This window comes from Agrobacterium sp. CG160-95, assembly GCF_053521725.1.
The window spans coordinates 81,860-98,472 of sequence record NZ_JBNWDU010000011.1 but is presented as its reverse complement, the minus strand read 5'-3'; the positions used below and the strand labels follow the sequence as shown (position 1 = coordinate 98,472).

The window sequence follows — 16,613 nt, the reverse complement described above, 5'->3', positions numbered from 1 at the left end:
CCATGGTTAATTTGCTGCGTGATATCTTTGCCAAGCCGGTCGACCGTTCGATTGATGGAGTGATTAAAGCCGATGATAATGCAAGCCTCTTCACTGAACTCGATGAGTACGTGATCACCCACGAGATCGGTGCGAGGCTGGAGCAGTTTCTCGAAGCCTACAATAATTACGACACTGCGAACGGTGTTTGGATTTCTGGTTTCTTCGGATCTGGTAAATCCCACCTGCTGAAGATGCTCGCCCTTCTTCTCGAAAACGATGAGGTTGAGGGACAGACCGCAATTGAAATCTTCGAACGTAAGCTTGCCCGTAGTCCTATGCTGGCCGGTGCTTTGCGAAAGGCGGTATCGATTCCGTCTCGGTCGGTGTTGTTCAACATCGATCAAAAGGCCGATGTGATCTCAAAAACGGATGTCGATGCGCTTCTTGCCGTCTTTCAGAAAGTCTTCGACGAGATGTGCGGCTATTATGGAAAACTTCCTCACATCGCCCAGTTCGAGCGCGATCTCGATAGCCGCGGCAAGCTTGATGCGTTCAAATCGGCCTTTGCGCAGTCTTCTGGCAAGCCTTGGGAGCGCGGACGTGAACAGGCCTTGATGGAAGGCAAACATATCACGTCGGCCTTCGCGGCGGTCACCGGCGATCAAGTGAATGACATTCTTGGCCAGTATCGCAAGGACACGAAGGTGTCGATCGAGGATTTTGCAAATATGGTGAAATCGTGGATCGATGCACAGGGGCCAAAGTTCAGGCTGAACTTTTTCGTCGATGAGGTAGGGCAGTATATCGCCGACAATGTCAAGCTGATGACGAATCTGCAGACCATAGCTGAAAGCCTCAACACTAAGTGCAAAGGGCAGGCGTGGATTGTTGTTACCGCTCAGCAGGACATGGGATCGGTTATCGGCGATCTGACCGCGCAGCAGGAAAACGACTTTTCGAAGATTCAGGCGCGGTTCGCAAACCGAATGCCGCTGAACTCCCAGGATGTGGCCGAGGTCATCCAGCGCCGCCTTTTGGCAAAGACCGAACCAGGCCAGATTACCCTTGGTAATCTGTACGAGGCTGAAGAAAACAACCTACGAACTCTGTTCGATTTTGGCGACAATTCGTTCAAGTTCAAGAATTTCTCCGGCAAAGAACAGTTTGTCGCGAGCTATCCATTCCCAAACTACCAGTATGATCTGTTCCAGCGTGCGATCATGGGCCTTTCGCAGCACAACGCGTTTGAGGGCAAGCACAGCTCGGTTGGTGAGCGCTCGATGCTGGGAGTGTTTCAAGAGGTGGCGAAACGCCTGGCAGATAGACCGGTCGGGGGATTGGCTACATTCGACCTGATGTTCGAGGGGATCCGCACCGCGCTAAAGTCATCGGTTCAGCAGTCGATCCAGTTGGCCGAGAAGAACCTTGGCGATGATTTTGCCGTCCGGGTTCTGAAGGTCCTATTCCTCGTGAAATACGTCAAGGAATTCAAACCGACCGCGCGCAATATCTCCATCCTTTTGTTGTCCCGGTTCGATGCAGACCAGATTGAGCAGCGCCGCAGTATCGAGGAGGCTTTATCACTACTGGAGCGCCAGACGCTGATCCAGCGTAACGGTGAGGTCTACGAATTCCTCACGAATGAAGAAAAAGACGTCGAGGCTGAGATCAAGGCCATTGCCGTCGATCCCGCCGAGATCGAGCGGCACCTCGACGAACTGGCATTCGGTGCGATCCTGCGTCACAGCAAGATCAAACATGCTGGCACAGGGGTCGACTACGCCTTTACTCGCAAACTCGACGGGCACAGCCTGAATCGAGAGCATGAGCTTTCAGTGAATATAATCTCGCCGTTTAGCGATGATTCCGACCTGCCGGATGTAATCCGTGCAAACAGCATGGCAAGCGATGAAATGGTCGTCATGCTGGGTCGAGATGTACGCTTTACGCGCGATCTTATCCTGTGGCTCCAGACCGTAAAATTTGCCCGTCAGGTCACCAGCGGAGATGCCCAGCCCGGCCGCGATCGTATCATCTCGGAAAAGCGCGATCAGAATATGCGGCGTGAAAAGGATCTAGTGCAGCGGCTCCGTAGTCTGATGGGAGATGCACGGCTGTTCGTGCGAGGAGGCGAACTGGAAATAGGCGGGGACGACCCGCAGGAGCGACTAGTTAAAGGTTTTCAGACCTTGGTGGATAAGGTCTATACCAGCCTGCCCGTTTTGCGTGGCGCCACTTACACTGAAGCTGATCTTGCACGCGCCGGCAAAACCGATGGTGCGCTATTCGGTGGCGAAGGCAGCGGTTTGACCGAAGCCGAGCAAGATGTGCTCAATCACGCTCAGGCTCAGATGCGGCTTGGGACACGGGTTTCGGCCAAAGCCCTCGTGGAGAAGTTCGGCGCGAAGCCTTATGGTTGGCCCTCCACCGCGGTGCTCTGCCTGACGGCAAGCCTTGTTGCGCGCGGCAAACTTGAGGCTCGGGCCGACAGTGCGTTGCTGGAAGGGGAGGCGTTGGTGCAGGGGCTGCGCAACAGCCATGCCCTCGGCAATCTTCTGTTTTCTCCACAAATTGAGTTCACTTCCGCTCAGATCCGCAAGTCGCGTGAACTGTTTCAGGAGCTGTTCGATCTTCCTGCCTCTGGAAATGATGGCCGCAGTCTGGGAGCAGAATGGCAGGTGCAAGTGCGCAAGCTGATCGGGGATATTGAGAAAGAGAGCCGGGCCATTGCAGCTTATCCCTTCGCCGCCGCACTCGATCCACTGCGCACCATGCTGGATGGCATGCGCGACCAGTCGGCGACATGGTTCATTACCGGTCCAATAGGGCAGGAAGATCAGCTTCTTGATGCAAAAGAGGATGTTTTCGACAAGGTCCGCAGCTTCATGTCTGGAGCGCAAAAGGTCATCTACGATGAAGTACGTTCCTTCCTGAACACGCAGGATCAAAACCTGGGCTATGCCGAGGCCTCTGCTGCCGACGCGTTGCGCCGCGCTCTGGCAGATGCGCATTGCTATAAAGGCACCGCGATACAGGAACTGAAGTCGGACTTTTATGCGCTAAAGGAACGCGTTGAACAAACGGTTCTGGCTGAGCGCAACAACGTCATTGCAGCAATAGATGAGGTTAGCGAAAAAATCGCCCAGACTTCGGAGTTCGGCGGGTTAACATCAGAACAGCAGACTCGCATTCGCGAGGGGCTTGCTTCCCGGAAATCCGGCCTTGCCGCACAGAGTTTGATCCCGGCCTTGCGCAATTTAGCAATTGAGGTGCGTTCTAACCTTCTGGCTGAGACGCTTACCCGCATCGCGGAACTGACGCCTGCACCAGCTCCGGTTCTCGCTCCCCAACCCCAACCTGCAGGTGGCGTTGCCGAACCTCGGCCAGCGCCTTATGTGCCGTCGCAAGCGGTGAAGCCCCAATATATTAAGGCCCAGTCGATCACCGTTTCCTTCGCGAAAACCTATCTCGAAGATGAGAACGATGTGACGCACTACCTTGATGAAATGAAAAAGACCCTGCTGGCCGAGATCGGCGCGGGGAAGAAAGTGATCGTCTGATGGATACCAACGCCCTAAAGAAATTTGCGCAAAGCGCCCGCAATCATCTGATCGATCAGGTCACCGCCCGGCTGGATATGGTGTTAGCTGAGGGTGCATCGACGCGTCGGGAACATCCCAAGACGATTGCGAAGCTAGAGATGGCGGCCAACAGCAACCGTGTCCAGGTGATCGAGCAGGCGGCCTATACCTGGTTTAACCGCTTTACCGCCTTGCGTTTCATGGATGCGACGGGCTTGACCAATCCGCGCATCGTATCGCCCGCAGACGGCGCCACCCGGCCCGAGGTTCTAGCCGAGGCGATGGCGGGCAACCTGCCGGATCGCGCGCGGCCTGAGATTGCCGAATATCTCAACGGCATTCGCCCCGCTCATGATGCGCAGGCGGAAGCCTATCGTCTGCTGCTGCTCCATGCCTGCAACGAATGGCACGGTTCGATGCCATATATGTTCGAGCGAGCCGATATGCTCGACCGGGCCGAAGATTATACCGAGCTCCTTATACCAGATGATCTTCTGTCGCCAGACAGTGTCCTTGCCCGCTTGCGCGATGTGATGACGGAGGAAGCTTGCCAAGATGTCGAGATCATTGGCTGGCTTTACCAGTTCTATATCAGCGAAAAGAAGGATCAGGTTTTTGCCGGCCTGAAAAAGAACCAGAAGATCACGGCGGAGAACATCCCTGCCGCAACGCAACTGTTCACCCCGCACTGGATCGTTCGCTATCTGGTGGAAAACTCGCTGGGGCGGTTGTGGCTGCTGAACCGTCCGCAATCGAATCTGGCGGCGAAGATGGACTATTACATCGCACCCGAAGAACCAGAAGCGGATTTCCTGCGCATCAAGCGGGCCGAAGATATCCGCATCTGCGATCCGGCCTGCGGCTCTGGCCATATACTGACCTACGCCTTTGACTTGCTCTATGAAATCTATGCGGACGAAGGTCATGACGCGGCCGAGATCCCGAGCCTGATCTTGAAGCACAACCTGACCGGCATCGAGATTGACGACCGCGCCGGCGCCTTGGCGGCGTTCGCGCTATCGATGAAGGCGGCTGCAAAGCTGGGGCGGCGGCGGTTCCTGCGCATGGAAGCAAAGCCCGACATCGTCGTGCTGCAGGATATGCGCTTCACCCCTGTCGAGATGCAGGACGTGGCCGCTGTGGTGGGCAAGGATCTGTTCACAGATGAGTTGCGCGAAACGTTAGGACAGTTCGAGCAGGCCAAGAATTTCGGCTCGCTGATCGTGCCGAAGCTGCGCAACCCTGCCGAGACGCTAAAGGTGGTGGAAGCGCGAGATTTTGACGCCGACCTGCTGCGGCGACCGTTCCTCAAGCGCCTCGCGACCGTGCTACGTGCGGCCGAGGCACTGTCGCCGAAGTATCAAGTAGTAGTTGCCAACCCGCCGTATATGGGCGGGAAAGGAATGAACGGAAAACTCGGCGAGTTCGCCAAGAAGCACTTCCCACATAGCAAGTCTGATATGATGACGTGCTTCATGGAACGAGCATCGCTACTGCTGCGCCCAAACGGAACATGGGGCATGATCAATTTACCCTCTTGGATGTTCCTTTCGTCATTCGAAAAGTTGCGCTTCGCCTTGCTAGAGCGGGAGAGCTTCGTTTCGCTTCTGCACTTGGGAAGGGGTATTTTCGGGTCCGACTTCGGTAGCGTCGCATTCATCGTAGACAAAAAGAAGCCGAAGCCTGATCAAGCAGCGAATTATCGGCGACTTTTTGATAAACATGTTCAAGTACGCCCGCCGCGCGAAATTGAACGCCTTTTCTTCCAAAGCAGCTACGGACATTTCCGTACTCCACAAAGAAACCTTCTTGCGATTCCAGGTGCGCCTATTGCGTATTGGTTATCCAAAGAATTCCTTGATGCGTTCGAAGCGGGCACGCCGATTCAAGACTACGCTGTACCAAGGCAAGGCTTTGCAACCGGTGAGAATGATAGATTCTTGCGTAATTGGTACGAGGTTTCGTCAAATCGTACGAATTTCGGTGCCAGTAATTCTTCCGATGCTGTCGAATCAGCCGCCCGTTGGTTTCCCTGCAATAAAGGCGGCGAATTTCGAAAGTGGTATGGCAACAATGTAATAGTTGCCAACTGGGAAAACGACGGTGCAGAAATGCGACAGCACCCCGGCTCGGTCATACGTAATCCGAGTTACTATTTCAAAGAGGGCATCACGTGGTCTACGGTGACAAGTGGATCCCTCTCTATGAGATATTCGCCTCAAGGCGCGGTTTTTGAAACAAAAGGATCGGTTTGCTTTCCGCTACATGGCCATGAACCATTCTTTCCGCTGGCGCTGATGAACACGAGAGTTGTTGAGAAGGCACTTCTCGCCGTTTCTCCAACTCTGGACTATCATGAAGGCCCAATTGGTAAAGTTCCCGTCATAGAAACGCGGAAAGTAGAGGTAATAGCCTCTTCTAAGTCACTGGTCGAATTAGCCAAATCTGACTGGGATTCCTACGAAACCTCTTGGGATTTCGCCACGCTCCCGCTCCTCTCGCCCGATCATCGGGCCAGTACGTGCGAGGCCAGTTATAACCGCCTGCGCACTCATTGGCAGGGCATGACAGACGAAATGCAGCGGCTGGAGCAAGAGAACAACAGTATTTTCATCGATGCCTACGGCCTGCAGGACGAGCTGACCGCAGAGGTGCCGATTGAGGAGATCACCCTCACCTGCAACCCGGCTTATCGCTACGGTGTGAAGTCTTCGGAAGAGGACCGCGAGGCGCGGCTGCGAGAGGATACGGTGGCCGAATTCCTCCACTATGCAGTGGGCTGCATGTTCGGGCGTTACAGCCTCGACGTGCCCGGCCTGATCCTTGCCAATCAGGGCGACAGGATCGAGGAATATTTGTCGCGCGTGCCGGAGCAAAGCTTCGCTCCCGACCGCGATAATGTCATCCCTATATTGGATGCCGACTGGTTCGCCGATGACATCGTCACCCGCGCCCGCGATTTCCTGCGCGTTAGCTTCGGCGAGGCGAAGTTCCGTGAAAACCTTGCCTTCATCGAGAAAGCACTCGGCAAGGATCTGCGTAAGTGGTTCACTAAGGATTTCTTCGACTATCATGTACGCCGCTATAAAAAGCGCCCGATCTATTGGATGTTTTCCAGCCCTAAGGGTAGCTTCAATGCGCTGATCTATATGCACCGCTACCGGCCTGACACGGTCTCGGTTGTGCTGAACCAATATGTCCGTGAGTTCATACACAAACTGGAAGTCGAGCGCACACGGTTGGAAAAGCTGGCCGTCGATCCAGTCGCCACGCCGGCTCAGCAAACTAAGGCACAGAAGGACACGGCCACGGTAATCAAGCAGATCGCCGAGCTTGCAGAATGGGAGCGCGAAGTTGTCTATCCAATGGCGCAGCAGAAGATCGTCATTGATCTGGATGATGGTGTGAAGCGCAACTATCCGCTGTTCGCCGGCGCGCTTAAGCCGATTAAAGGGCTGGAGGCTGCTGATGACTGACCGCATAACCACCAGCTTGAAGCGGCTTTATGAGGATCAGGGACACCGAATTGTCTTCTGGTATGACGTTGCCCGCGATCTGCGCTCGGCATTCGATAATGTTGACCTGCCTGGCGTGATCAAGGTGGAGATCGCCAACAACGAATTCGGCCTCAAATATCGCATGTTGCGGCGGGAGCCAAAGGCACAGTTCCTGCTTTATAAAGACGGCTTTGAGCCGCCGAGGGAAGAAAACTGGCTGCTCGATGTGCAACTGGCCAGCGCGGTTTTCCGTGCCGATCAGGCAGCGATCTGGGTGGCGGATCTCGGCATCCCGGCAAAGTACGAAGCCGCTGTCCGCGATCACCTCGAATTCTACCGTTCCGGCAAGCGGCTGGAAGCGTTGCGCGCTATCGAGCGCGAGCGGCCATCGCAAAGCGCCGACGATGTCCGCCGCAAGATGCTGGCGGTTTGCGCTGATGCGGATGGTGATTTCGATACGGTGATTGAGGCGTTGCTGGCTGAACTCGCTGAAGGCCGTGATGACGCGCTGAAGCTGGTGGATAGGGTCGGGCTGGCTGACTTCTTCTGGAAGGAAGTGGACGCGCATTATGGCTATACGGCAGAAGCGCCGGATTTTCAGGATTTCGCCATCACGCTGTTTTCGAGCGCCTGGTCGCGGGCTATGGGAGAGGCGTCTCCCCTGAACACTGATGCCGCTTTGATGTTCCGCCGCTGGAGCACCTCGCGCCGGTGGGGTGAGGCATTCGAGAAACTCTCAGGCGATTATCAGGATGTGCTGAAGATCAGGGAAAATCTGGCCTCTCGCGATTTTCGTATCCTGATCCCGTATGATCATTTCGAGGAAGTCGACCGGCGGATCGTTATCGCCATTGTTGAAGGGCTGGCTCAGCAGAGCCTGCCAGCGGCAGATGTCCTGAAATGGGTGCGTGACCGCCGCCAGAGCCATTGGTACGGCCGTTACGCGGATGTCTATCAGGCCATCGGCTATGCTACGGAGTTTCAGCAGGCCCTGGCCGAGGCTGATCTGACAATGACGAGCCTGTCCGATGGTGTGAAGCGCTATTCCGCGAGTTGGTTTCGACTGGACCAGCTTTATCGCAAGTTCATCTATCACATGCAGAAAAGCGGCCAGTCAGGGCTACTGTCCGCGCTCTATGAGGCGGTCGAAAACCGATACACCACCAACTTCGTGCTGAAGCTGAACGATGTCTGGCAGGATCAGGTGGCACGCCTCACGGACTGGGCGGTCCCGGGCTTTCCGCGCCAGGTGGATTTTTACCGCGAGCAGGCTGCGGAATACCGGCGCAAGGATCAGAAGGTCGTCGTTATCATTTCGGACGCGCTGCGCTATGAGGTGGCCGAAGAGGCGCTGCGTGAGATCCGCAAGCTCAATCGGTTTGATGCCGAGCTGAAGCCAATGATCGGGGTTTTGCCGAGCTACACGCAGCTTGGCATGGCGGCGCTCTTGCCACACCGGCAACTGGCGATCCGCGATGACAATGATCTGGTGCTGCTGGATGGTGAAAGCACCATGGGGGCCGGCGCTCGTGAAAAGGCGCTGGCTGCGGGCCGCGCAGGCGACCGGGTAAAGGTTCTGGCGGCGAAGGATTTCATGAATTTGGGAGCAGCGGAAGGCAAAGACCTCTTCCGGGATCATGATATCTTATATCTCTACCACAATCAGATCGATGCCATCGGTGACAAGCTTGCCACTGAAGAAAACGTTCCTGCCGCAGCGGAGACAGCCATAGAGGACTTATTAAAGCTGGTGCGGAAGCTGACCTCGGCCAACTTCTCGAACATCCTGATCACAGCCGATCACGGTTTCCTGTGGCAGCACAAGGCACTGGAAGAGAGCGGCTATGCGCTGAGCGAGCCTGAAGGCGAGATCGTTACACGAAACCGGCGCTTCGTGATCGGACGAGGCCTCAATGGTCGGGGTGGTGTGAAAAAGTTCACGGCTGCCGAACTTGGCCTGGACGGTGATCAGGATATTTTGATCCTGAACTCGATCAGCCGCCTTCGCGTGAAGGGATCGGGCAGCCGCTTTGTGCATGGCGGAGCGAGCCTGCAGGAGGTCGTCTTGCCGGTTCTGCGAGTGGGCAAGCAGCGCAAAGAGGATGTCGGTCAGGTGTCGGTGCAGATCATTCCTCCAGCCCGAGCTCAGATCACTACAGGCCAGATCCAAGTCACACTCTATCAGGCCGAGCCAGTTACCGCAAAACAGCAGCCCCGGCAGGTCTATGCCGCTATCTTTGCTGGCGATGAAACGCTCATCTCTGACGAAGCGGAGCTGGATTTCGATTTCTCGTCCGAGAACTCGCGCGAGCGCGAACTATCGCGCAACTTCCTCCTATCCCGTGCAGCAGACGCCTATAACAATCAGACAGTCTTCCTGAAGCTGCGCACGCGCATCGGTAAGACCAGCCATTTCGAAGATCACGCTTCGCAGCCTTTGCTGCTGAAACGCGGGATCAGCACAGATTTCGATTTCTGAGGTGCCCATGTCGACCCTTGATGACAAGATCAACGAGCATTTTGCCGGTTTCGTGGTTCGAAAGGATCTAGTGAAGGCGGTAAAGGGAAATGCTATTGTTCCTACCTACGTGCTCGAATACTTGCTCGGCCAATACTGCGCGACCGACGATGAAGCCTCGATAGCGACTGGGATCGAGACGGTGAAAGACATCCTGCGCAAGCACTATGTCCATCGTTCTGAGGCGGGGTTGGTCCAGTCAACTATCAAAGAGCGTGGGCGCTACAAGGTTATCGATCAAGTCAGTGTTGCACTGAATGAGAAGACGGATGCTTACGAAGCAGTGTTCGAAAACCTTGGCATCAAACGGGTAGCGATCGATAGCGCTACGGTGAAGGCACATCCAAAACTGCTGGTTACCGGCATCTGGTGTATTGCCGATGTCCAGTATGAGTTTTCGGAAGATAATCGGATATCTCCTTGGATCATCGACACCTTGAAGCCAATCCAGATCGCGCGCGTCGACTATGACGGTTACCGCGAAACGCGTGGTAAATTCACGACCGAAGAATGGATTGATCTTCTCATGCAAAGCATAGGCTTTGATCCGTCGCAATTCGGACGCCGATCAAAGCTTTTGCAGTTATTGCGGCTGGTTCCCTTCGTTGAGCGCAACTACAACCTTATCGAGCTTGGGCCCAAGGGGACTGGCAAGTCGCATATCTATTCCGAGTTTTCTCCCCACGGTCAGCTGATTTCGGGTGGTGAGGTTACCGTTCCAAAGCTTTTCGTGAACAACTCAAATGGCCGCATTGGTTTGGTCGGCTACTGGGACGTCGTGGCCTTTGATGAGTTTGCTGGCCGTGAGAAGACGGCCAACAAAGCGCTTGTCGACATCATGAAGAACTACATGGCGAACAAGCAGTTTTCGCGTGGTGTAAATCCGATGGGCGCTGAGGCCAGTTTTGCCTTCGTTGGTAACACCGACCATAATGTTCCATGGATGTTGAAAAATACTGACCTGTTCGAAGCTCTGCCACCGCAGTTTCACGACAGCGCTTTTATCGATCGATTGCACGCCTATTTGCCCGGATGGGAAGTCGGCATCATCCGCGGCGAGATGTTCACATCGGGCTACGGGTTTATCGTCGACTATCTCGCTGAAATCCTCCGACATTTGCGAGCTGAGGACTTCTCACACCGGCCAGATCGCTATTTCACCGTTCCGGTTCAAACGCATATCCGCGATCGTGCAGCGATCAACAAGACCATGTCAGGCCTGCTGAAGCTGATCTTCCCGAATGGCGGCGAGACAGAAGCCGAATTAGAGGAGTTGTTGCGGTTTGCGATTGAGTGCCGGAAGCGCGTGAAGGATCAGCTCCTACGGATTGATAGCACCTTTGAGGCAGCGGATTTCCACTACATTGCGTCGGATGGGGTAAAACACCCTGTCACTACGCTCGAGGAAGAGGAGTTTCCTCAATTTTACCATCGCCGATCTGGTATCGAAACTGAGGACAGTGAATCTGAGGCGGTTTTGACGCCTACGCCTCCGACCGCTAAGCCGAACGCTGAAGCAGCAGTTGCCGCTCCCTCGCATGTTGTTCCGCAGCCCGGTCATGTTGTTTTTGCCGAAAATCGCAAGGGGATCAGCTTTGATAAGATTTTTGGCCCGTGGACCGATGGTGCGTCGAAGGTTACTATCACCGATCCCTACATCCGAAAATTCCATCAGGCACGCAACGTGATGGAGCTGATAGAAATGTTGATCCGGCGCAAACAGCCAGAGGATCAGGTTTCAGTGCACCTCGTTACCGCTCCAGACGATGGAAATATTCAAGAGCAGCGTGAATGTCTGGACGGTGTTACGGAAGCCTGTACCGGCACAGGAATCACGTTCACTTGGATGTTTGACGGGAGTGGAACGGCCCACGCGCGAGACATAACGACAGACACCGGTTGGAAGATGGTTTTGGATAGAGGTCTCGATATCTTTCAGCCAACGCCCCGCAAGAGCAACGGATTTTCGCTGGGCGAGAGGATGCAAGAGCATCGAATGGTCAAGAGTTTTTACATTACCTACATTGAGGAGACGTAAGTTTAGCGAGTTCGCGGGACATCTCCTCATCGTTCAGGCAATTGCACCGTGTGACGGCACTCGGGGTATTGATTACATCCCATAAAGTGATCACCGCTTCTGCTTTTTCTTTCAATCAGGTGTCCAACAAGGCATGTCGGACATTGAGGCAAAGCCTCGCCATCGATTGTTTCCAATCGGAAGTTAGTCCCTGCGAGACCCCCCAATTCTCGAACATATCGCGAAGGTTGCCGCCCATTCATCAGCAGGAATACACCGCGGCTTGCTCGCGTAAGGGCGACGTAGAATAGACGGCGCTCCTCAGCATACTCAAAAGTTTCTGGCTGCGGCATGACGAGGTTCAGAAGCTCGTCATCCTCAATTCGGCTGGGAACACCATATTCGCCCTCGCTGACATCGAGCAGAATTGTGTAGTCCGCCTCCAGACCTTTTGCCCGATGGAATGACAAACCCGAGACCTCGATGTTTTCAAACCGGGGAAGATCACCGGCGAATGGGTCAAGCAGGTTATACCGCCAGAGCACCATGACCTTCAGCTTGGCACCGCTGTTCGTGCGCCATTGGCTCGCGATCCCGCCGAGAAAGCGGTCGAGCCGCTCTAGCAGGCGCATGCAAGCATGACTGAAGTCGGGTTTACCCCGCTCGCCCGTTATCGGAATTGCCCTGATGGATCGGGCTATCGCCGGTCTGACCGAGCGCACGGCCTTCCGCAGCTGAGCGGGGTTCCGCTGAATGAAGTCAGCGGCAGCATCGGCAATCACCTGATTGCATCGGTATGTCGTCTCGAGCCGACCTTGCCAGCTAGCGCCGAAATTTGCTTCAAATTGCGTGAAGATGCTGATGTCGGAGCCAGCAAAGCGGTAAATCGATTGCCAGTCGTCGCCCACAGCGAAGATTTTTGAGAATGGCTTCTGGTTCTTCAGCGCCTTTATCAGATTGGCGCGAGAATCCGAGATATCCTGAAACTCATCGACGAGGATGAGGGAATAGGGGCTCTTATACCGTGCCTCCTCCACCAAGCTGGTCGCGTTGGCGATCATGGCATCAAAATCGATGCGTTTGTCGTCTTTGAGCTTTTGCGTGTAGGCCTCGGTTATCTTCCAGATCGCCTGCGCGAACACCCTGGCACGCTTCTTGTCGTGAAGGGAATTTGCGCGCTCCAGCAGCATTTCCAATGTCAGCTCGCCAACACGAATATGCTTGATGCAGACGGCAATTAGCTTCTCATAGTGTTTGATAACAACTGGCTCAACCGCCTTCAGGATTTCCTCAAGACTGCGCTGTTGGAACTGTATCTCTCGTTTTGAGAGCTCGGCCTCAAGTTGAAGGAGTAGCGTTCCGTCGTTTGCCTGGGCCGATTTCGTGGTGAACACATCGAGTTCTGCTCGGTTGTAGGCCGCCAGCTTGCTATCGGCATGTTCCACATAGTCGGCAAATGGCGAGGATCCATCGCTGTCGATGGCAAGATGCTCATGGATGGTGTTGCTTGCCGGGTAATAAAAGTCGGGATGCACATGTCTGATCGTGCCGTCTTCGTCCTCCGTGGCAACTTGGCGCTCGTATTGAAACTCGACTGTGTTGAGCCACAGCCAGTTCGCAATCGTCTGCTCTTGCAAAGACCTGACGTAGACCCCACCGAATGCGCCGATAGACGCTTCGCTACCACGCCGACGCGCCGAGATGTAGCGGTCATAGTCCGCATCGCTGTCAAACACGGAGGCAGGAATATCGGCTTTCGGATAGAGTACCAGAAGCTCAATCCAGACCTTGGCAAAGCTCGCGTCCGATTGCATCAAGTCTTCGATAATCTTGGCGATAACCTGTGCCTCGCCAGCAGGATGTTCCACCCAGTTCGCCAATTGCGGTGGCTTGCCCTCTACCAGTTTGATGATATCCCGACCGAGAGCGTGAAAAGTCGTGACCTTGCACTGGAGATCCGGTGGCTGGACACCAAGCTGATGCGCTATTCGTTCCTTCAGCTCTTCAGCCGCGGTTCTATTGTAGGCGAGAACAAGGATTTCCTCTGGTTGATATAGTCCCTTGTCGAGCACATAGGCGACCTTGCCGACCATTGTCGCTGACTTGCCTGAGCCTGCTGACGCGATCAGGAGATTGCTGTCTTCCAATCGGATACAGGATTCTCTCTGTTGGTCTGACAACGACCTGCCATCGAGATCATCGAAGAATGCGGCATATCTGGCGAGCTCGGTCGCAAGAAATTCATGATTGTACCGATGGCGTCGGTCAGGGTCGGTCAGGAAAGACAGGGACCGTGGAAGGTTGGCTTCCATTGCCGCTGTTATACCGTCTGCATCAAACAATGGGTGGGAGAGTGCTGCCGCGGCCGGACCAGAAACACTTGCGATGGCTCGCGCCAGATCCGCTTGTGCCAGATATTGACGCTTACCCGCGATCAAAGGCTCAAGTTTCGCATCGACCTCTTTCAAGGCCTCTTGATCCGACCCGATCAGCTCCAGCAGGTAGCGATTGACGAACCTGTGAAGGTCGTTGGCGAGCCGGCTCGCCGCCTCCTCGTTGAGGCACGATAGAGTTTCGACATGACTACGCGTGCGAAGTTCGACCTTATGCCAAAGCAGGGCCTTTTTGATCCGGATGTCGGTAATGTCGAGACATTGTAGCTCGGCCCGCGTACCGGTGTGCAGCTCGACCGAGCTTGCGGTCGCTGTCGGTAACCGGAGCTTCCATCTGCCGGAAGGAAGGAGGCGTGCGAAAAGGCCGGGTCGATAGGTGGTGTAACGGTTGAAAATCACGGCATGGCCATCGCAAGTATTGTCATTTCAGTCGTCGCACCAAACAGAAACGTAGATGATTTTTCATCCATAGCAGATTTGTTAAGTCGCCCTTGGCGGTTTGCTCTCCTCTTGAGAGTATCCTTTTATCGTCCATCCTGCGGGAGGTGCGGTATCTGTTCAGCAATGAGCGGACTTTCCCAGAATGCGAGCAAGCCAGCTGGGTAACTGAGGGGAGGCAGCAACCAGCTCGTTGAAAGATTCTGTGCAAAGCTTCCGCTTAATGCGCGGAAGAGCTTCTTCAGCTCTTTCTGGACCAAGCCAGGAGAGTGCGCGCACCGCAACACCTGCAGGCTTGTTTGCCAAGACGAGTTTCCAGCGGGATACGTGCTGTAACTCGACCGTCTGGCTACCTATGGTCATGGTTCGACTGCGACCGGATGTATAGTAAATGTAGCGGATCGGGACCTGGCTGGACAGTCCCAGTGAATTTGCAGCAGCGGCCCCATTCGATACGATGATCTCGCCTCGCTGCTGAGCAACCGCTTCTATCGCTTGCTCGACAGTTGGTGAGTGGCTTCCAAATTGACCTTTCACGGCAACTAAATAAATACCGCGGCCGGCTCGGACGAGATCGCCACGTTCGCAGAGACGTGACAATGCCTGGTCTATCGCAGCGCGGTTTCCCAGGTGTAGCAAAGCCTTGGCGGATAGCGCGGTGCCATCCGAAAATTCTGCGGCATAAGCCATAATCTGCGTTGTCAGCTTCTGCATGGCAGCAACTCCTGTCAGAAATTTAAGCAATTTTCTGACAGTTTCGCAATGTGGCCTTTGCTTATTCGAATTAAATATGCGCGGCAAACAGTTCTTATTTGTGAACCTTCTTGAGAGTTCGGCTGAATCCACCCCCTCCAGAATGGCTTGTAAGGCTCGTAGTCCCGTAGGCGTATGCGTTGATGTGGGGGCTGATCCGTAAAAGCGGAGATTGAATATCGACAGCCAACAAAATCGCCCATAGCGTGTGGTAGGGTGTCAATATTTGTCATGGTTGGCAAAGAAGGATTTTTGTCATGTCGTTCTCAAAGTCTCAGGATCTCATCCGACTGGCGCGAATGGCTGTGATGCGGCGGACTGGGATTAGTCTCGACGAAATTCGCGAGGAATTTGGCATCTCGCATAGGACAGCGCAGCGCATGACCGAAGCGCTTGAAGCTACCTTCATAAATGTTGAGACTGTTGACGGTGATGACCGCAAGCGGCGGTGGCGCGTCGCCGACCCTTTACTCGAAAAACTGCAGATCCGCCAGGAAACGGCAGTGGAGGCGCTGGAGATCGCCACCAGAGCAGCGCGCAGTGACGGCCGTGTACGCCATGCTGGTGCGCTGGAAGACCTTCGTAGTGGATTGCTTGCACGCCTCACGCCAAGAGAAGCTCTTCGCACTGAGGCAGATGTTGAAGCTGTCCTATTGGGGATGGGTTCGGTTACGCGTCCTGGACCGCGCGTCAATTTGGTGCCGGCTGTGGTCGATGCCGTTATTGAGGCGCTGCGCGGTCCATTCCGACTAAAAATGCGATATGGAGCAGGGGATTCGCCCGAACGTATTGTTGAGCCGCATGGTTTTTTACTTGGGCATAGAAGTTATCTTGTGGCGTGTAAGCCAGGGTGCGGCGAAGACATGCGAAATTTTCGGATGGATCGCATATTTAGCGCTCAGAGCCTGGATGAGAGCTTTAGTTTTGCGCCTGGCTTTTCACTAGAAGATTACGCCGCGCGATCCTTTGGCGTCTATCAGAACCCAAAACAGTACGACGAAGTGGTCTGGCGTTTCTCACCACAAGCTTCAGCTAGAGCGAAGGAATTTTGCTTTCACCCAAAACAGACATTGGAGCAGCAAGAGGACGGCAGCCTGATCGTGCGCTTCCATGCGGCAGGCTGGTTGGAAATGGCTTGGCATCTTTATTCATGGGGTAGTGCCGTAGAGGTCATCGCACCCGATGGATTACGCAGCTTCATCGAAAACCACCGCAGATCTGACTTCGACTCATTACCATAAGCCGTTTTTGAACAGCTGATTATAGGAAGTCGGTTACTTCATCACTTGCAAGGGTGACAGTTTTTGACACCATGCCTGTCTATTATCGAATGACACCGTCATTGGATGTTTCGATAAGGAGAATTGGATGGCCAAGGGAAAAGGAAGCACTTTCCGAAGCGCGATCAGCGGAAAGTTTGTCACTGCCAAGCAT

General features: G+C 54.6%; 7 protein-coding genes. 5 read left to right on the top strand and 2 right to left on the bottom strand.

From position 1 onward, the window contains the following. Positions 1-2: 2 nt before the first annotated feature. Genes brxC through brxL form a run of 4 tightly spaced genes read left to right on the top strand, consistent with a single transcriptional unit; the run spans position 3 to position 11,616 of the window. Entirely contained in the window at positions 3-3,542 is a 3,540-nt protein-coding gene (gene brxC, locus ACQZ63_RS26620; RefSeq protein WP_448799530.1) for a BREX system P-loop protein BrxC, read from the top strand. Continuing rightward, complete coding sequence (gene pglX, locus ACQZ63_RS26615; protein ID WP_448799529.1) at positions 3,542-7,039, top strand: BREX-1 system adenine-specific DNA-methyltransferase PglX; 3,498 nt, start codon at positions 3,542-3,544, stop codon at positions 7,037-7,039. The genes brxC and pglX overlap by 1 nt, the downstream gene beginning before the upstream one ends. Further along, positions 7,032-9,539, top strand: coding sequence for a BREX-1 system phosphatase PglZ type A (pglZ, locus tag ACQZ63_RS26610; RefSeq protein ID WP_448799528.1), 2,508 nt, complete (start codon positions 7,032-7,034; stop codon positions 9,537-9,539). The genes pglX and pglZ overlap by 8 nt, the downstream gene beginning before the upstream one ends. A 7-nt stretch (positions 9,540-9,546) precedes the next feature. Then, positions 9,547-11,616, top strand: coding sequence for a BREX system Lon protease-like protein BrxL (gene brxL, locus ACQZ63_RS26605; RefSeq protein ID WP_448799527.1), 2,070 nt, complete (start codon positions 9,547-9,549; stop codon positions 11,614-11,616). A 26-nt stretch (positions 11,617-11,642) separates the two neighbouring features. Here the strand turns inward: brxL and ACQZ63_RS26600 are convergent, their stop codons facing one another. Beyond that, the gene (locus ACQZ63_RS26600; RefSeq protein ID WP_448799526.1) at positions 11,643-14,387 is read right to left on the bottom strand and encodes a UvrD-helicase domain-containing protein; all 2,745 of its coding nucleotides are present in this window, start codon (positions 14,385-14,387) and stop codon (positions 11,643-11,645) included. Positions 14,388-14,546: 159 nt separating this feature from the next. After that, complete coding sequence (locus ACQZ63_RS26595) at positions 14,547-15,140, bottom strand: DUF6088 family protein (protein WP_448799525.1); 594 nt, start codon at positions 15,138-15,140, stop codon at positions 14,547-14,549. 296 nt (positions 15,141-15,436) lie between these two features. Here ACQZ63_RS26595 and ACQZ63_RS26590 point away from each other — a divergent pair, with 296 nt between their 5' ends. Further along, positions 15,437-16,420, top strand: coding sequence for a helix-turn-helix transcriptional regulator (locus ACQZ63_RS26590; protein ID WP_448799524.1), 984 nt, complete (start codon positions 15,437-15,439; stop codon positions 16,418-16,420). Positions 16,421-16,613: the final 193 nt, after the last annotated feature.